The organism is Streptomyces atratus (assembly GCF_040655115.1).
Lineage (GTDB): Bacteria > Actinomycetota > Actinomycetes > Streptomycetales > Streptomycetaceae > Streptomyces > Streptomyces atratus_D.
The window spans coordinates 57378-74833 of record NZ_JBFAJH010000024.1; the positions used below are offsets into that span (position 1 = coordinate 57378).

Genomic DNA, 17456 nt, shown 5'->3' on the forward strand with positions numbered 1-17456 from the left:
ACCCCCACGCATGCGCGCCACCGTCATCCACGCCCCCTACGACATACGCGTGCAGGAGGTGCCGGACCCGACGATCCAGCAGCCCACCGATGTGGTGCTGCGGGTCCTGCGGGCCTGTATCTGCGGCAGCGACCTGTGGGCGTACCGCGGCGAGTCCGCCCGCCAGCCCGGCCAGCGCATCGGCCACGAGTTCATCGGAATCGTCGAGGAGACCGGGCCGGAGGTCGGCGGCTTCGCGGCCGGCGACCTCGTCGTCGCCCCCTTCGTCTGGTCCGACGGCACCTGTGAGTACTGCGCCGAAGGCCTGATGACGTCCTGCCCGCAGGGCGGTTTCTGGGGCTCGGTCGGCTCCGACGGCGGCCAGGGCGAGGCCGTCCGCGTCCCGTTCGCCGACGGCACGCTGGTCAAGCTCCCGGCCGCTGCCGCGTCCGACGACCGGCTGCTCACGGCGCTCCTGGCCCTGTCCGACGTACTCGGCACCGGCCACCACGCCGCCGTCGGCGCGGGCGTGAAGCCCGGCTCCACGGTCACCGTCGTCGGCGACGGGGCGGTCGGCCTGTGCGGCGTCATGGCAGCCAAGCGGCTCGGCGCCGAGCGGATCATCGCGCTGGGCCGCCATCGGGTGCGTACGGACATCGCCCGCACCTTCGGCGCCACGGACGTCGTCGCCGAGCGCGGCGAGGCGGCTGTGGCCGCCGTACGGGACCTGACTGGCGGCCAGGGCGCGCATGCCGTGATCGAGGCCGTCGGCACCGAGCAGTCGATGCGTACGGCGGTCGAGATCACCCGCGACGGCGGCTCGATCGGCTACGTCGGCGTGCCGCACGGCAGCGGCACCGGGCTGGACCTGGGCGTCATGTTCGACCGGAACATCGCCCTGCGCGGCGGCGTCGCCCCCGTGCGCGCGTACATTCCGGAACTGCTCCCCGACGTCCTGTCCGGCACGATCGACCCGTCGCCCGTCTTCGACCTCACCATCGGTCTCGACGAGGTCCCCGCCGGCTACCGCGCGATGGACGAGCGTACGGCGCTGAAGGTTCTCATCAAGCCGTAGCGGACCCCGGCAGTGAGCCGTGCGGGCCCGGCGGACGAGACATGTCCGCCGGGCCCGTTGCGGTCAGCAAGGTGCCGCCGATGGCAGCCGCGGTGATACCCCAGACCGGGGAATCCGCGGCCAGCCGGCCCGGCGGACGCGACCAGTCCGCCGGGCCGCCCGCGAAGGACACCGGCGGCAGGGCGTACCGCAGGCGTCCCATCTCGCTGTCCGTGATGCCGAGGTGCTTCTCGGGCTCGTACGTCTCCGAGGTGCCGGCGGTCGGCTGCTCCGGGAGGCCGTTGCACAGCCAGTGCGCCGTCTGCCCGAGTGCCAGCCGCAGCAGCCGAGAGCCGCCGTCGTCGTGCTGCTCGGACAGCGCCCGCAGCACCCCCGCCGCCAGCAGGTATCCGGTGCCGTGGTCGAGGGCCTGCGCCGGCAGCGTGCCCGGTGCTCCCGCGCTCCCCGCCAGCGTCGCGATGCCGGTGGCCACCTGCACCAGGCTGTCGAAGCCGCGCCGTTCGTGCCACGGCCCGTACCGGCCCCACGCGGACACCTGCGCGAGGACCAGACCGGGCCGGCGTACGGCGAGCGCCTCCGGAGTCAGGCCGTATGCCTCCAGCGCGCCCGGCCGGTATCCGGTGACCAGTACATCGGCGTCGGCGAGCAGTTCCTCGAACGTCGCCCGCCCGGCCCGGTCGCGCAGGTCCAGGGAGACCGACCGCTTGCCGAAGCCCGTGTCGTTGTGGGCGTCCTGACTCTCCGGCAGCTGCGGCGCGTCGATCCGCAGCACGTCCGCGCCCAGCAGCGCCAGCGTGCGGGTGGCGACCGGGCCGGCGAGCACCCTCGTCAGGTCCAGGACCCGGAGCCCGGCGGCGGGCAGCAGCGGCGAACCCGACAGCGTGCAGAGGCGGCGCGGCGCCACCGTTCCGGGCCCTTCGGTCCGTTCGAGCGTGAGCAGCGGGCGTGCGGCGATCGCGGCGCCCTGCTCGTGGGAGGCCCACTCCTCGGGGGTGCGCAGCGCGACCGCCAGACCGCCTGCGGCGTACACCGTCTCCTCGATCTCCGCCGACCGGCGCTCGGCGAACACGGCCGCCACCGTGTCCACCCCGGTGTCGTCGGGCAGACCGAGCGCGGTGAGCAACCGGGCGCGGTGGTGCGGGTAGTTGGCGTGGGTGCGGACCCAGCCGTCGGCCGTCCGCCAGAACCGGGACAGCGGGGCGAACGTCGTCGGCGCGCGCCCGTCGATCCGCAGATGCCGCTCGCTGAGGAACGCCGTGCCCACCGCCCCGCCGTCGACCCGGACCCGCGGTACGGGACCGGCGCCGCCCCGCGTGCGGCGCGCCGCGAGTTCGGCGGCGGCCAGCGAACAGACCGCGACAGTGGAGCGGGCCAGCTCCAGGACGGGCAGCCGCGCGGGCAGCGCACCGGTGGGTCCGCCGAATCCGATTCGGCCGAGAAGCGCGGGGTCACCGCCGAGAGCGGCCCAGGCCTGCTCCGTACCGGAGCTCTGTACGCGTGTCATGTCCGCACTATGGCACTGAGTGCCGCTTTTCAGTCATGGGCCTTGTGCTCGCCGGAGTTCCGTGCTGCTCGGTGTCGCGTACGCGGTCGTCCTGGCCGGCTTCCTCGTGCTGCTCCGGGGTGGGGTGCCCGCGGACCTGAGGATCCCGATGGCCGGGTACAGCCTGCTGCTCACCGCGATGGCCTACCGGTCCAGTACCTTCCGCCGGTACGCGGCCGTCGGCGGTGCGCTCTTCCTGCTCTCCGACGCGCCGGCTGATCGCCACCGGCATCGCCGGCCTGCCCCAACTGCCCGCCCCCGACGGTCGGTCTGGACGGGGTGCCGCAGGGCTACCGGGCGATGGACGAGCGCACGGCGCTGAAGGTGCTCGTCAAGCCGTGACGCCATGACGACGGGGCCGGACGGGAAGTGCTTCCCGTCCGGCCCCGGTTGCGCAGAGGTGCGGAGCCGACTACTTGACGGCGTTCAGGGCGTTGACGATGCCGTGGCCGTAGTAGCCGTTCACCTGGCTGTCGCCCTTGCAGGTCGTCGCGTCGACCAGCTGGCCGTCCGAGTTGTAGACCTTGGACGGGCAACCCGGGTTGACGGCCTGGGCCTTCAGCAGCTCCTGCAGCTGCGCAGGCGTGGCCATCGGGTGCGTGCTCTTCAGCAGGGCCGCGACGCCCGCGACATGCGGGGTGGCCATCGAGGTGCCCTGCTTGTAGCCGTACTGGCCGTTCACGACCGTCGAGAGCACACGGCCGTTGGCGTCCGGGGTGGCCGGGATCTGCCACTTGTCGCCGCCGGGGGCGGACACGTCGGCGACGCCCAGACCGAAGCTGGAGTAGTACGACTTGAAGCCCTGCGTGCCGGTCGCGGTCACCGTGACGACGCCCGGCAGCTGGGTCGGGATGTCGAAGCACTTGTGGGGGTCGATGGTGCGCGTCCCCGAAGGGGAGTCGTTCGGGCTGGAGCTGTCGACGATGCTGTCGGAGTTCAGGTCGTAGTTCTCGTTGCCCGCCGCGGCGACATTGAGGACGCCCTTGCGCTCGGCGTACTTCGTGGCGCGGGTGAGGGCGTCGAGCAGAGCCTTCTGGTCCGGGTCGTCCTGGCAGTTGAAGTACCAGGGGTCGACGTAGTAGCTGTTGTTGGTGACCTCGATGCCGTGCTCGGCGGCCCAGACGAAGCCGCAGACGACCGCCTCGGTGTAGAAGAGGCTGGTGCCGGGCTCACTGACCTTGATGCCGGCCACCTTGACACCGGGGGCGACACCGGTGACGCCGATGCCGTTGCGGGCGGCGGCGATCGTACCGGCGACATGCGTGCCGTGGTCACTGCCGTTGGTGTACGGACGCCAGGCGCCCTCGGTCGTGTCCGCCACGCCGCCGACGCAGTTGGCCGACTGCTCCCTGGAGAAGTTCGCCTTGAGGTCCTCATGGGTGTCGTCGACACCTGTGTCGATCACGCCGACGGTGACCGAGGCGCTGCCATCGTTGATCTTGCTGGCCTCGTCGGCCTGGATGGCGCGCATGTCCCACTGGTTGGGCTCCAGCGGCTCCTGGCCCGGGCCCGCGGCCGCGGCGGCCTTCGCGGCCTCCTCGGCGGTCAGCAGCTCGGTGCTGCCCTCCTCGGTCGTGGCGACGGACTTGAGCGGGGCGGTGCGGGTGGCACCGGCCGACTCGACGCCCGGGGTGTTGCGAATGGCCTTCGCGAAGTCGGGGTTCGAGGAGTGGACGACGATCACGCCTATTTGGTCGTGCGACGTCACGATCGTCCCGCCGGCCGCGGCTATCGCTCGGCGCACCACACCCGTGCTGTGTACGGGGGTGGTGTTGACGACGTACGACAGCTTCGGGCCGTCCGTCGAGACCGCCGCCGTGGGCAGTCCGTCCGACGGGGCGGCGGATGCGGCACTCGTCGGCAGGAAGCCGAGCGAGGCCGTGAGGGCCAATCCGACGGGCAGCGTCAGTACGCGGGTCCGTCTGGATCCCAGATGCGCCATGGGGTCTCCACATCATCCGTGTCAGCCGGCCGGACACGAGGTGTGTCCGGACGTGTGTATGAACGGTGAAGTTATCGCTGATCATCCGGCACATCAATGAATTGACGACATTCAGTTCGAAGGGTGCCGCCGATCGGGCGAAGCGGAGAAGTGGCAACTCGCGGTGAACCGCTTCGCCGCGCCCCACGTGCCGTTGTCAGGGGAGTCGCACACCAACCCCCCGACATCGAGGTTCTGTTGTGAAACCCACCGCCCCCACCACCGCACCCGCGTCGCGAGGAGAATCCGTGGCTACCGATGCATCGCCGCCCAAGGCCGGTCCCGACACCGGCCCTGCCCAGCCCACGACAGAACGGTTCGTCGAGGTCCAGGAGAGCGCGGAGTTCACCGAACTGCGCCGCGCTCACCGCTCGTTCGCCTTTCCGCTGACCATCGCGTTCGTGCTCTGGTACCTGCTCTACGTGCTGCTGTCGAACTACGCCGGCGGCTTCATGGGCACCACGGTGTACAGCAACATCAACGTGGCCTTCGTGTTCGGCCTCGCCCAGTTCGTCACCACCTTCCTCATCGCCTGGTTCTACGCGCGGCACGCCGCGGCGAAGCTCGACCCGAAGGCCGAGGCCATCAAGTCCCGTATGGAGGCCGACGCATGAGCGCCGCGTACCACTCGCATCCCGTGATCCAGCTCGCCGCCTCGTCCACCGCCGAGCACCGGCCGCTGATCATCACGCTCTTCGCGGTCTTCGTCGCCGCGACCCTGGGCATCACCGTCTGGGCGGGCCGGCAGACCAGGAGCGCCTCCGACTTCTACGCGGGCGGCCGCCAGTTCACCGCCTTCCAGAACGGGCTCGCGGTCTCCGGCGACTACATGTCCGCCGCCTCGTTCCTCGGAATCGCCGGCGCCATCGCCCTCTTCGGCTACGACGGCTTCCTCTACTCGATCGGCTTCCTCGTCGCCTGGCTGGTGGCCCTGCTGCTGGTCGCGGAACCGCTGCGCAACTCCGGCCGCTACACGATGGGCGACGTCCTCGCCTACCGGATGCGGCAGCGCCCGGTCCGTACCGCCGCGGGCGTCTCCACCATCGTCGTCTCGATCTTCTACCTGCTGGCGCAGATGGCGGGCGCGGGCGTGCTCGTCTCGCTGCTCCTCGGCATCACCAGCGACGCCGGAAAGATCCTCATCGTCGCCCTGGTCGGCGTCCTGATGATCGTGTACGTCACCATCGGCGGCATGAAGGGAACCACCTGGGTGCAGATGGTCAAGGCCGTCCTGCTCATCGCCGGTGCCCTCCTGATGACCTTCCTGGTGCTGCTCAAGTTCGACTTCAACATCTCCGACCTGCTGGGCACGGCCGCCGAGAAGAGCGGTCACGGAGCGGCGTTCCTGGAGCCCGGCCTGAAGTACGGTGCCACCGGCACCTCGAAGCTGGACTTCCTCTCCCTCGGCATCGCCCTGGTCCTCGGCACCGCCGGGCTCCCGCACATCCTGATCCGCTTCTACACCGTCCCGACCGCCAAGGCCGCCCGGAAGTCGGTGAACTGGGCCATCGGCATCATCGGCGCCTTCTACCTGATGACGATCGCGCTCGGATTCGGCGCCGCGGCGCTCATCGGCCCGGACGAGATCAGGGCGAAGAACCCGGCCGGCAACGCCGCGGCACCGCAGCTCGCCGAATACCTCGGCGGGGTCGGTACGACGGGCGGAGCGGTGCTGCTCGCCGTGATCTCGGCCGTCGCCTTCGCCACGATCCTCGCCGTCGTCGCGGGCCTCACCCTCGCCTCCTCGTCCTCCTTCGCCCACGACATCTACGCCAACGTCATCCGCAAGGGGAAGGCCACCGAGAAGGAGGAGATGCGGGCCGCCCGCTGGTCCACCGTCCTCATCGGCGCGGTCGCGATCATCCTCGGCGCCTTCGCCCGCGACATGAACGTCGCCGGCCTGGTGGCTCTCGCCTTCGCGGTCGCCGCCTCCGCCAACCTCCCGACCCTCCTCTACAGCCTCTTCTGGAAGCGGTTCACCACCCAGGGCGCCCTGTGGTCGATCTACGGCGGTCTGGCCGGCTCGGTGATCCTGGTGCTGTTCTCGCCGGTCGTCTCCGGCAACGCGAAGACATCGATGTTCAAGGGCGTCGACTTCGCCTGGTTCCCGCTGGAGAACCCGGGCCTGATCTCCATCCCCCTGGGCTTCCTGCTCGGCTGGCTCGGCTCCCTCCTCTCGAAGGAGGAGCCGGACAAGGGCAAGTACGCCGAACTGGAGGTCAAGTCCCTCACCGGCGTCGGCGCCCACTGACGAGAAGGAATTAATCGAAAAGTTCGAGCCACGCACCACGCTGTTCCCGCGGCCGCGTCGTAGAGTCCTACGACGCGGCCGCGCCGTACCTCGTGGCAATCGGGCCACCTGCGTGTCGCAGGTCTCGCGTAGTCTCGGAGAAGTCAGATCCGCAACCGGGATCCACCGGGGGAGGGGGCCCACCATGCTCATCGACACCTACGACCGGGTCGCCACCGACCTGCGCGTGTCGCTGACCGACCGCTGCAACCTGCGGTGCACCTACTGCATGCCCGAAGAGGGACTGCAGTGGCTGGCCAAGCCGGACCTGCTGAGCGACGACGAGATCGTCCGGCTCGTCCGTATCGCCGTCACCCAGCTGGGGATCACGGAAGTCCGCTTCACCGGCGGCGAGCCGCTGCTGCGCCCCGGCCTCGTCTCCATCGTCGAGCAGTGCGCGGCGCTGACACCCCGCCCGAAGCTGTCCCTGACCACCAACGGCATCGGGCTGAAGCGCACCGCAGCCGCCCTCAGGGCCGCCGGACTGGACCGGGTCAATGTCTCCCTGGACACCCTGCGCCCCGACGTCTTCAAGACCCTCACCCGCCGCGACCGCCACCACGACGTGCTGGCAGGCCTCGAAGCCGCCCACGGCGTCGGCCTCACCCCGGTCAAGATCAACACCGTGCTGATGCCGGGGCTCAACGAGGACGAGGCCCCCGACCTGCTCGCCTGGGCCATGGAGCACGGATACGAACTCCGCTTCATCGAGCAGATGCCGCTCGACGCCCAGCACGGCTGGAAGCGCGACGGCATGATCACGGCAGGCGACATCCTCGCCTCGCTGCGCACCCGCTTCGCCCTCACCGCCGAGGGCGAGGAGGAGCGCGGCTCCGCCCCCGCCGAGCGCTGGCTCGTCGACGGCGGACCTCACCGGGTCGGCGTCATCGCCTCCGTCACCCGCCCGTTCTGCCGGGCCTGCGACCGCACCCGGCTCACCGCCGACGGCCAGGTGCGGACCTGCCTGTTCGCCCGCGAGGAGACCGATCTGCGCGGCGCGCTGCGGTCCGAGGCCCCGGACGAGGAGATCGCCCGGATCTGGCGTCTCGCGATGTGGGGAAAAAAGGCCGGATCCGGTCTGGACGACCCGTCGTTCCTGCAGCCCGACCGCCCGATGTCGGCGATCGGCGGCTAGCTAGGGGCGTGTGTCGGAAGTGCCGCCGTCCGCCCGAAGGGCGGGCCCGGCGGCGTGCGGTCGCAAGGCGGGGGGTCGTCCTCGTACCGGACGTACGTGGACGACCCCGACAACGCAGCGAGCGTGCCAGGCGTTGCGGGGCAGGCGGGACTTCCGGCACACGCCCCAGCCCCATCGCAGCGGCGAACGGCCCTCAGCGGCCCTCGGCCGAGGACTCCCACTCCGCCAGCGTCACGACATCCTTCAGGAAACCTCGTACCCCCAGGAACGAGGAGAGATGCTCCCGGTGCTCGTCGCAGGCCAGCCAGGTCTTACGGCGCTCGGGAGTGTGCAGCTTCGGATTGTTCCAGGCCAGCACCCATACGGCGGCCGTACGGCAGTCCTTGGCGGAACAGATCGGTGCGGTGGCGGCATGTTCGGGGGAGTTCACGGACTCAACCCTAGGGCCCTGCGAGAGCCGGAGAAAAAACGACGCCGAGCAGCCACGGGGGGAGCTGCCCGGCGTCGGTCTGTCGCTCCGACGGGGGATGCGGAGCGCGTAGGCAGTATGTCACGCGGACCGGGGTGCGGTGCACCTGAACCTCATGATTGATCTGAGCTCTTCTTGAGGCTTCGGGTGTGCCACGCACTCAACTGTGCTCATGCGGTTCCGCCCCACCGCCGGCCCGGTCGGCCGCCGGTCCGGATTCCGCGGGACCGGCCACCGGGGCGGCGTCGAGCATCGGCCGGGCGGGCGGCGGAACGAAGGTCGAGGGCAGCGAAGGGGGTGTCTCCCGGCCCGCGTTGGCGATGACGACGGCGACGTACGGAAGCAGGGCACCCAGGACGAGCGCCACGATGGCCACAGGCTTCTCGATGTTCCACAGCACTGCGGCCAGGATCACCGCGACCGTCCGTACGGACATCGAGATCACATAGCGGCGCTGCCTGCCGCGCACGTCGTCCGCGAGGCTCTGCCGCGCTCCAGTGATCCGGAAGACCTCCGCCCCGCTCTGCTTCCACATCACGTCCACCACCCTTCCCCGGGCTCCCCGCGAGCCACTCCCACGGTACGCCCGGCATCCGACGGGTTCGAGACCGGGGCACGCCGTATCCACGCACAACCGCACCCTCGTGGCACGTACGGACCCGTCCGGCATGCGGCGTACGGCCGATGGGCCGAGACTGGGCGCACATGCGCGACAGCGCGCCGCATGAGGAGGCGACATGGGCTGGTTGTGGGCAATCGTCGTGGGGCTGGTCCTCGGTCTGATCGCCAAGGCGATCCTGCCGGGCAAACAGAACATCCCGCTCTGGCTGACGACCGTTTTCGGCATGATCGGCAGCGTCCTCGGCAATTCCGTCGCGACCTGGATCGGCGTCAACGACACCGCGGGCATCGACTGGACGCGCCACCTGCTGCAGCTGATCGGCGCCGTGGTCGTCGTCGGTGTCGGCGACATGCTCTGGACATCGATGCGCGGAACCAGACAGAAGGCCTGATCCAGCACTCGTACAGCACACCGCGGCCGGGCACGCATGTCGCGTGCCCGGCCGCGGTCCGCGTCCGTTTCCGGTCAGCCGGCGATGACCTCGACGGCCGCGAGGTTCTTCTTGCCCCGGCGCAGCACCAGCCAGCGCCCGTGCAGCAGCTCCTCACGGGCCGGTGCGCTCTCGCCGTCCGTGACCTTGACGTTGTTCACGTACGCACCGCCCTCCTTCACCGTGCGGCGGGCGCCCGACTTGCTCGGCGCCAGGCCGACCTCCACCAGCAGGTCGACCAGCGGGCCGAGCTCGGTGACCTGCGCGTGCGGCACCTCGGACAGAGCGGCGCTCAGCGTCGCCTCGTCCAGCTCGCCGAGCTCGCCCTGGCCGAAGAGCGCCTTCGACGCCGCGATGACCGCGGCGCACTGGTCGGCGCCGTGCACCAGCGTCGTCAGCTCCTCGGCCAGCGCGCGCTGCGCCGTCCGGGCCTGCGGGCGCTCCTCGGTGAGCTTCTCCAGCTCCTCCAGGTCCGCGGGGGTCCGGAAGCTGAGGATGCGCATGTACCGGGAGACGTCCCGGTCGTCCACGTTCAGCCAGAACTGGTAGAACGCGTACGGCGTCGTCATCGCCGGGTCGAGCCAGACGGCTCCGCTCTCGGACTTGCCGAACTTGGTCCCGTCCGCCTTCGTCATCAGCGGGGTCGCCAGCGCGTGCACCTCGGCGCCCGGCTCCAGCCGGTGGATCAGGTCGAGGCCCGCGGTGAGGTTGCCCCACTGGTCGCTGCCGCCCTGCTGGAGGGTGCAGCCGTGGCGACGGTACAGCTCCAGGAAGTCCATGCTCTGGAGCAGCTGGTAGCTGAACTCGGTGTAGCTGATGCCCTCGTCGGACTCCAGCCGCCGGGCGATGGAGTCCTTGGTCAGCATCTTGTTGACGCGGAAGTGCTTGCCGACGTCCCGGAGGAACTCGATCGCGGACATGCCCGCGGTCCAGTCCAGGTTGTTCACCATGATCGCCGCGTTCTCGCCCTCGAAGGACAGGAACGGCTCGATCTGGGACCGCAGCCGCGACACCCAGTTGGCGACCGTCTCCGGGTCGTTCAGCGTGCGCTCGGCGGTCGGCCGCGGGTCACCGATCTGACCGGTGGCCCCGCCCACCAGGGCGAGCGGCCGCAGACCGGCCAGCTGGAGCCGGCGCATGGTGAGCACCTGCACCAGATGGCCCACGTGCAGACTCGCCGCGGTGGGGTCGTAACCGCAATAGAACGTGACGGGACCGTCCGCGAGAGCCTTGCGCAGGGCGTCCTCATCGGTGGACTGGGCGAACAGCCCACGCCACTTCAGCTCGTCGACGATGTCCGTCACGGTTCCGTGTCTCCTCAGCTACGTGTATCGAAAGGCAACAGCCAGTCTAGGCGGGTCACACGCCCGCGCTCACCGAGCTCATGTTGAAGTCCGGGATCCGCAGCGCGGGCATGGCGGCCCGGGTGAACCAGTCGCCCCACTCGCGCGGCAGCGTCTTCTCCGTACGGCCCGCTTCCGTGGCCCGCGACAGCAGATCCACCGGAGACTCGTTGAACCGGAAGTTGTTCACCTCGCCGACGACCTCGCCGTCCTCGACGAGATACACCCCGTCGCGGGTCAGCCCGGTCAGCAGCAGCGTCGCCGGATCGACCTCCCGGATGTACCACAGGCAGGTCAGCAGCAGCCCCCGGCCGGTCGTCGCCGCCACCATCTCCTCCAGCGACCGCTCACCGCCGCCTTCGAGCAGCAGATTGTCGATCGCCGGCGCGACCGGAAGCCCGGTCAGCCCCGCCGTGTGCCGGGTGGTCGTCAGGTGCTCCAGCCTGCCGTCCCGGATCCAGTCGGTCGACGTCAGCGGCAGACCGTTGTCGAAGACGGAGGCGCCGTCCCCGGAGGCATGGGCGATCACGAACGGCGCCGACTCCAGACCCGGTGCGTGCGGGTCGCTGCGCAGCGACAGCGGCAGCTCGGACAGCGTCTCGCCGATCCTCGTCCCGCCGCCGGGCTTGGAGAACACCGTCCGGCCCTCCGCGGCGTCCCGTGCCGTCGACGACCACAGCTGGTAGATCAGCAGATCGGCCACCGCGGTCGGCGGCAGCAGCGTCTCGTACCGCCCGGCGGGCAGCTCGACACGGCGCTCCGCCCAGCGCAGCCGCTGCGCGAGTTCCGCGTCGAGCTCGGCCGGGTCGACGTCCTTGAAGTCGCGCGTGGAACGGCCCGCCCAGGTCGACCGGGTCCGGTCGGGGGACTTGGCGTTGAGCTCCAGCGTCCCGTTCGGCTGGTCGTGGCGCAGCCGCAGCCCCGTCGAGGTGCCCAGATAGGTCGAGGTCAGCTGATGGTGCGCGAAGCCGTACAGCTCGCGCCCGCCGGCCCGGGCGCGGGCGAAGGCGTCACCGAGTGCCGGGGCGAACTCCGCGAACACGTCGGAACCCGTCTCGGCCGGGGCGTCCGTGAAATCGGGCGACGACGGCACACCGGTGACCAGCGGCTGCGCGTCCTCGGCCGGACCTGCGCCACGCGCGGCCGCCTCGGCGGCCCGGACCAGCGGCTCCAGGTCCTCGGCGGTGACGGCGGACCGCGACACGACTCCGGACGCGGCCCCCTCGGCACCGTCGACGGTCGCGATGACGGTCAGGGTGCGCCCCCGGGTCACCCCGTTCGTGGTGAGCGCGTTGCCCGCCCAGCGCAGATTGGCGGAGGACTCCTCGTCGGCGATGACGACACAGCCGTCGGCGGTGGACAGTTCGAGCGCGCGCTCGACGATCTCGTACGGCTTGCTGACGCGGCTCATCGGCCCGCCTCCTGCGTCGTGTTGAGGATGTTCACGCCTCGGAAGAGGGCGGAGGGGCAGCCGTGCGAGACGGCCGCGACCTGGCCCGGCTGGGCCTTGCCGCAGTTGAAGGCGCCGCCCAGGACGTACGTCTGCGGGCCGCCGACCTTCTCCATCGAGCCCCAGAAGTCCGTCGTCGTCGCCTGGTACGCGACATCGCGCAGCTGCCCGGCCAGCTTGCCGTTCTCGATGCGGAAGAACCGCTGCCCGGTGAACTGAAAATTGTAGCGTTGCATGTCGATCGACCAGGACCGGTCGCCGACCACATAGATGCCGCGTTCCACCCCGCCGATCAGATCCTCCGTGGACAGGCCGCCCGGGTCCGGCTGCAGCGACACGTTCGCCATCCGCTGCACGGGAACATGGCTCGGCGAGTCCGCGTACGCGCACCCGTTGGACCGGCCGAGACCCGTCAGCTTCGCGATCCGCCGGTCCAGCTGGTAGCCGACCAGCGTCCCGTCCTTGATCAGGTCCCAGGACTGGCCCTCGACACCCTCGTCGTCGTACCCGACGGTCGCGAGTCCGTGCTCGGCGGTCCGGTCGCCCGTCACATTCATGACAGGGGAGCCGTACGCCAGCTTGCCCAGCTGGTCGAAGGTGGCGAACGAGGTACCGGCGTACGCCGCCTCGTACCCCAGCGCCCGGTCCAACTCGGTGGCATGGCCGATCGACTCATGGATCGTCAGCCAGAGGTTCGACGGGTCGACCACCAGGTCGTACGTCCCCGCCTCGACGCTCGGAGCGCGCATCTTCTCCGCGAGCAGCCCCGGGATCCGCTCCAGCTCGGAATCCCAGTCCCAGCCGGTTCCGGTGAGGTACTCCCAGCCGCGTCCCACCGGAGGGGCGATGGTCCGCATCGAGTCGAACTCACCCGTCGTTCCGTCCACGGCGACCGCGGTGAACTGCGGGTGCAGCCGGACCCGCTGCTGGGTGGTGACGGTGCCCGCCGTGTCCGCGTAGAACTTGTTCTCGTGGACGGTCACCAGCGAGGCGTCCACATGCGCGACGCCCTCGGCGCCCAGGAGCCGGCTGCTCCATTCGGCGAGGAGCCCCGCCTTCTCCTCGTCCGGTACGGAGAACGGGTCGATGTCGTACGCCGACACCCAGGTCCGCTCACCGTGCACCGGCTCGTCCGCCAGCTCCACGCGCTCGTCCGAGCCCGCCGCCGCGATCACCTTCGCCGAGAGCTTCGCCATGGCGACCGCCTGGGACGCCACCTTCGCCGCGGCGTCCATGGTCAGATCCACCCCGGACGCGAACCCCCACGCACCGCCGTGCACCACCCGTACCGCGTACCCGAGGTCGGTGGTGTCCGAGGTCCCCGACGGCCGGGCGTCCCGCAGCCGCCAGGACGCGCTGCGCACCCGCTCGAAACGGAAGTCCGCATGCGTGGCGCCCAGCGCGCGGGCCCGGGCGAGCGCCGCGTCGGCGAGGGCCCGTAGCGGCAGGGCCAGGAACGACTGATCTACCTCATGAGGCATGTAGTACTCCGTCTTTTCGGCATGTGTCCGCAGTGAACCATGCCGTGCGTCGAGGGCGACCGGCCATAGGTTTCTCCGGACGAGCGCGCCGGGCTCGTCAACGGGTTCGGCGTGGGCCACCCGAGTCCTGGATCTGATCGCTCTGCCTCGAACGGGGCTTCATCTCTTACGAGATGGCCCTCCGGGCAAGCCGCCCCGGCCGATCACAGGTCGCCGTCGATCACGCCCGCCCTGAACGCGGCCCACCCCGAGGCCGTGAACCGCAGGGGGGTGCGTGCGGGGTCTTTCGAGTCGCGTACGGCCGTTGCTCCTCCGGGGAGGATGGCGACTTCTACGCAGTTGTTCTCGGCTCCACTGGCGGAGGACCTGCGCCAGGCCGCGATCGAGAGGTCGTGTCCGAACAGCTCCGCCTCGGGCGCGTTCACCTTCTGTGGCCTTCTTCCATCTCAGCTATGCGTGCGGCCGAGTCCTCCGTGGACAGCGCCGTGGCACGAATCCGCTCGAACGCCTTCGCGAAGGGCGACGCTCCTTCGCCCTCAAGGTAAGTCTCTCCGCTGAGGTTTTCCAGCAGAACCACGTCCGGGGCGGGTCCGGGGAAACCGACCATGCTGAAGCCGCCTACGACTCCAGGATGCGCGGTTGAGTCCAACGGCATCAGTTGGATGGTCACGTTGTGCATCTCCGCCGAATCGAGCAGGCGTCGCAACTGCTCGCGCATGGTGGCGGGACGGACGGCGAATCGCTGGTGGAGCGCGGCCTCGTGGATGATGGCCCACAGCTCCAACGGCTTTCCCGGTCGAGTGAGTACGGACTGCCGGGCCAGCCGCACTTCGGCAAGTGCCGCAACTTCGTCGGTGGTGCGGAACGTTGTGATTCCCGCGATGTTCTCGCGCGCGTACGCAGCGGTCTGCAACAGGCCCGGGATCACCAGTGGCGACCATTCGCAGATCTGCGAGGCATCGGACTCCAGCGAGATGTAGTCGGCGTAGGCGGGGGACACGATTCCGCTGTAGGTCTGCCACCACCCCTTCCTGCTGGCGTCCTTGGCCAGATTGTCCAGGGCGTTGAGCGTTTCCGGATCGTTGATCCCGTAGACCCCGAGCAGCGTCACGACATCGCCGGGCCTGATGGCCTGATTGGCGCTCTCGATCTTCGACAGCTTCGGGCCTTTCCAGCCCATTGCGACGGCGGCCTCGTCGAGCGTCAGACCTGCGCCGTTCCGCAGACGTCTGAGCGTGGATCCCAGGCGTCGGCGCCGGACGGTCGGTACCACGGGAGAGTTGGGCATGTCGCAGTCATACCTCAGTAGTTGGCGGTGCTGAATACCTTCCGGGAGCTCGTAACCGAAGGGGGTGGAAAACTTGCTACCCAGGGTGGATGAGGTGCGCCATCGCTACTCATCGCCACTTAGCGTGCATGCGCAATTGCCCTGTGTGGCGGAAGTCAATACTTCCCGCGGCCCCGCGCCGCAGGCTGGAGGCGTCATGTTCGGCATGGCCGACGAGGAAGACCAGGACCCGCAATCCCCGCCACCCGCCGTCGGGCGCTACGTGCGCTACCGGAGCCGCGGATTCGCGGCACACATCAACGCCTCCGGCCCGAACCTCCGCTCCGTACGTGAGCTCACCGCCAAGGCCCTGGCCGAGCTCGGCGTGCAGGGCGACGTGGCCGACATCGCGCAACTTGTCGTGTCGGAGCTCGTCGGGAACGCCGTCCGGGCCTGCGGGGATCACGTGCCCGTCGTGGTGGAGGTGTACGCCGCGGCCTTCGGGGTCGCGGTCAATGTCCATGACCCCGACCCCCGCACCGTTCCGCGCCGTCGCGGTATCGCACTGGACGACGCGGAGGCCGAGGTCGGCCGGGGTCTCGCGTTGCTGGACCTGCTCGCGCCGGGCTGGCACGTGGTTCGATCGTCGATCGGCAAGCAGATCCGGTGCCGGGTCCCCTGCACGGCCGGGTGAGTCTCGCCGTGTGGGGGGCGATGGGTCGGGCGAGCCGTGGCATATGGCCGCCCAGGGGTTGGGCGGATCCGTATCAGCACGCAACAAGTGTAGGTACGATTCAAGAATGTAGGTACTTTTCGCGGTGGCCGCCGAAGGGAGCCCCGATGAGCACAATCTCCGTCCGCGAGTTCTCGTACAACCCGAGTGCCGTCTTCGCGCGCGTGGAAAAGGGAGAGGCGATTCAGGTGACGAGACACGGCAATGTCATTGCCATACTGCTTCCTGGCACCGGGGCCTCGGAGCGATATGCCCCGCTTGTCGCGCAGGGGCAGATCAGGCTGAAGCCGGCCACGACGGCCGATCTCGACCGTCTGCCGGTCTGCGAACCGCCGAAAAATGTCTCCCCCCTGGATATCCTGCTCGGCGAGCGTGAGGACGATCCGCGTTGATCTACATGGACAGCTCGGCGATCGTCACTCTGCTGAGTGGGCGCGACCATGCTCGTGAGCTGCGAGCTCATCTCGCGGGGCGATCGGTGGCACCCCTGGCGACCAGCAGCCTCGGCTTCGTAGAGACGGTTCGGACCCTGGACCAAGTCGGTAGCTTTCCCCATCTCATAGGGGATCTGACTCGGGACTTCACCGAGATCCTCTTGACCGACGAGGTGCGGGACGCGGCTGCCGCCCTTTCGGGCAGAGTACGGACTCTCGATGCGATTCACGTGGCCAGCGCTCAGGTGCTGGGAACGTCGCTCGACGTACTCATCAGTTACGACAAGCGGATGCTGGAGGTTGCCGAGAGCATTGGCCTTCCTGTCGAAGCGCCGGGCTTTCGCTGAGGCGTTCACGTCGTGGGAAACGGTCGGTCCGGGTGGGCACTGTAGGAACCCCACAGTGCCTCGCGGAAGCCACTGTCAGGGGCCGAGTCCTTGGAAAGCGCCCGGTACCGATAGGTTTTCGAGGTACCAGACCGCTATCGAAAGGGTGATCCGTTGAGCCGCTCGGTTCTCGTCACCGGAGGAAACCGGGGCATCGGCCTCGCCATCGCCCGCGCTTTCGCCGACAACGGCGACAAGGTCGCGATCACGTACCGCTCGGGCGAGCCGCCCCGGGTCCTCACCGAAGCGGGGGTCCTGGCCGTCCGGTGCGACATCACCGACGCCGAGCAGGTGGAGCAGGCATACAAGGAGATCGAGGAGAAGCACGGTCCGGTCGAGGTACTGGTCGCCAACGCCGGTATCACCAAGGACCAGTTGCTGATGCGGATGTCCGAGGAGGACTTCACGTCCGTACTCGACACCAACCTCACCGGCACCTTCCGGGTCGTCAAGCGTGCCAACCGCGGCATGCTGCGCGCCAAGAAGGGCCGCGTCGTCCTCATCTCCTCCGTCGTCGGCCTTCTCGGCTCGGCGGGGCAGGCCAACTACGCCGCGTCCAAGGCCGGCCTGGTCGGCTTCGCCCGGTCGCTGGCGCGTGAGCTCGGCTCGCGGAACATCACTTTCAACGTCGTCGCACCCGGCTTCGTCGACACCGACATGACCCAGGTGCTCACCGAGGAGCAGCGCAAGGGCATCGTGTCCCAGGTGCCGCTCGGCCGCTACGCGCAGCCCGAGGAGATCGCCGCCGCGGTGCGCTTCCTCGCCTCCGACGACGCGTCGTACATCACTGGAGCCGTCATCCCCGTTGACGGCGGATTGGGCATGGGTCACTGACCAC

The 17456-nt window shown here is 69.6% G+C and carries 18 protein-coding genes and 1 pseudogene; 10 read left to right on the forward strand and 9 right to left on the reverse strand.

Annotated features, from left to right (window positions below; translation table 11 throughout):
- Nucleotides 1-10 precede the first annotated feature (10 nt).
- Nucleotides 11-1054: a zinc-dependent alcohol dehydrogenase family protein gene (locus tag AB0I23_RS24135; RefSeq protein WP_359112127.1), complete on the forward strand. Its 1044-nt coding sequence runs from the start codon at nt 11-13 to the stop codon at nt 1052-1054.
- Here the strand turns inward: AB0I23_RS24135 and AB0I23_RS24140 are convergent.
- Complete coding sequence (locus AB0I23_RS24140; protein ID WP_359112130.1) at nt 1044-2558, reverse strand: CoA transferase; 1515 nt, start codon at nt 2556-2558, stop codon at nt 1044-1046. The genes AB0I23_RS24135 and AB0I23_RS24140 overlap by 11 nt on opposite strands.
- Before the next feature lie 67 nt (nt 2559-2625).
- Between AB0I23_RS24140 and AB0I23_RS24145 the strand changes: the two are divergent.
- Nucleotides 2626-2860, forward strand: a pseudogene (locus AB0I23_RS24145) (lysoplasmalogenase family protein); the annotation flags it as partial.
- 149 nt (nt 2861-3009) lie between these two features.
- Here AB0I23_RS24145 and AB0I23_RS24150 read toward each other — a convergent pair.
- Nucleotides 3010-4539 (reverse strand): S8 family peptidase, encoded by a 1530-nt coding sequence (locus AB0I23_RS24150; protein ID WP_359112132.1) that lies wholly within the window; start codon nt 4537-4539, stop codon nt 3010-3012.
- Nucleotides 4540-4826: 287 nt separating this feature from the next.
- Between AB0I23_RS24150 and AB0I23_RS24155 the strand changes: the two genes are divergently transcribed.
- The 3 genes from AB0I23_RS24155 to moaA all read left to right on the forward strand — a co-directional run bounded on the left by AB0I23_RS24155 (nt 4827) and on the right by moaA (nt 8003).
- Nucleotides 4827-5192, forward strand: a complete 366-nt coding sequence (locus tag AB0I23_RS24155) for a DUF485 domain-containing protein (protein WP_359112134.1) — start codon at nt 4827-4829, stop codon at nt 5190-5192.
- Nucleotides 5189-6829: a solute symporter family protein gene (locus tag AB0I23_RS24160; protein WP_359112135.1), complete on the forward strand. Its 1641-nt coding sequence runs from the start codon at nt 5189-5191 to the stop codon at nt 6827-6829. Before AB0I23_RS24155 ends, AB0I23_RS24160 begins: the two co-directional genes overlap by 4 nt.
- Before the next feature lie 184 nt (nt 6830-7013).
- Nucleotides 7014-8003, forward strand: coding sequence for a GTP 3',8-cyclase MoaA (moaA, locus tag AB0I23_RS24165; RefSeq protein WP_359112137.1), 990 nt, complete (start codon nt 7014-7016; stop codon nt 8001-8003).
- Between the two features lie 193 nt (nt 8004-8196).
- On the opposite strand, the gene AB0I23_RS24170 is transcribed toward moaA, so the two are convergent.
- Together AB0I23_RS24170 and AB0I23_RS24175 are read right to left on the reverse strand one after the other, a co-directional pair.
- A complete protein-coding gene (locus AB0I23_RS24170; protein ID WP_359112139.1) occupies nt 8197-8433 on the reverse strand; it encodes a hypothetical protein in 237 nt (78 codons plus the stop codon).
- Nucleotides 8434-8632: 199 nt separating this feature from the next.
- Nucleotides 8633-9007, reverse strand: a complete 375-nt coding sequence (locus AB0I23_RS24175; RefSeq protein ID WP_359112198.1) for a DUF3099 domain-containing protein — start codon at nt 9005-9007, stop codon at nt 8633-8635.
- Between the two features lie 202 nt (nt 9008-9209).
- On the opposite strand from AB0I23_RS24175, the gene AB0I23_RS24180 reads away from it, so the two are divergent.
- Nucleotides 9210-9485: a GlsB/YeaQ/YmgE family stress response membrane protein gene (locus AB0I23_RS24180; protein WP_359112140.1), complete on the forward strand. Its 276-nt coding sequence runs from the start codon at nt 9210-9212 to the stop codon at nt 9483-9485.
- A gap of 74 nt (nt 9486-9559) precedes the next feature.
- Here AB0I23_RS24180 and tyrS read toward each other — a convergent pair whose 3' ends face one another.
- From tyrS to AB0I23_RS24205, 5 genes are all read right to left on the reverse strand, one after another.
- Nucleotides 9560-10828 (reverse strand): tyrosine--tRNA ligase, encoded by a 1269-nt coding sequence (gene tyrS, locus AB0I23_RS24185; RefSeq protein ID WP_359112142.1) that lies wholly within the window; start codon nt 10826-10828, stop codon nt 9560-9562.
- A gap of 55 nt (nt 10829-10883) precedes the next feature.
- Entirely contained in the window at nt 10884-12278 is a 1395-nt protein-coding gene (locus tag AB0I23_RS24190) for a metallopeptidase TldD-related protein (protein WP_359112144.1), read from the reverse strand.
- Nucleotides 12275-13798 (reverse strand): TldD/PmbA family protein, encoded by a 1524-nt coding sequence (locus AB0I23_RS24195; RefSeq protein WP_359112145.1) that lies wholly within the window; start codon nt 13796-13798, stop codon nt 12275-12277. Before AB0I23_RS24195 ends, AB0I23_RS24190 begins: the two co-directional genes overlap by 4 nt.
- 203 nt (nt 13799-14001) lie before the next feature.
- Nucleotides 14002-14223, reverse strand: a complete 222-nt coding sequence (locus AB0I23_RS24200) for a DUF397 domain-containing protein (protein WP_359112146.1) — start codon at nt 14221-14223, stop codon at nt 14002-14004.
- Nucleotides 14220-15086 (reverse strand): helix-turn-helix domain-containing protein, encoded by an 867-nt coding sequence (locus AB0I23_RS24205; protein WP_359112148.1) that lies wholly within the window; start codon nt 15084-15086, stop codon nt 14220-14222. The genes AB0I23_RS24200 and AB0I23_RS24205 overlap by 4 nt, the downstream gene beginning before the upstream one ends.
- A 196-nt stretch (nt 15087-15282) precedes the next feature.
- On the opposite strand from AB0I23_RS24205, the gene AB0I23_RS24210 reads away from it, so the two are divergent.
- The 4 genes from AB0I23_RS24210 to fabG all read left to right on the forward strand — a co-directional run bounded on the left by AB0I23_RS24210 (nt 15283) and on the right by fabG (nt 17452).
- Nucleotides 15283-15759: an ATP-binding protein gene (locus AB0I23_RS24210; RefSeq protein WP_359112150.1), complete on the forward strand. Its 477-nt coding sequence runs from the start codon at nt 15283-15285 to the stop codon at nt 15757-15759.
- Nucleotides 15760-15905: 146 nt separating this feature from the next.
- Nucleotides 15906-16190: a type II toxin-antitoxin system Phd/YefM family antitoxin gene (locus AB0I23_RS24215; RefSeq protein WP_359112151.1), complete on the forward strand. Its 285-nt coding sequence runs from the start codon at nt 15906-15908 to the stop codon at nt 16188-16190.
- A gap of 5 nt (nt 16191-16195) precedes the next feature.
- A complete protein-coding gene (locus tag AB0I23_RS24220) occupies nt 16196-16579 on the forward strand; it encodes a PIN domain-containing protein (protein WP_359112200.1) in 384 nt (127 codons plus the stop codon).
- Nucleotides 16580-16732: 153 nt separating this feature from the next.
- The gene (fabG, locus tag AB0I23_RS24225; RefSeq protein WP_359112153.1) at nt 16733-17452 is read left to right on the forward strand and encodes a 3-oxoacyl-[acyl-carrier-protein] reductase; all 720 of its coding nucleotides are present in this window, start codon (nt 16733-16735) and stop codon (nt 17450-17452) included.
- Nucleotides 17453-17456: the final 4 nt, after the last annotated feature.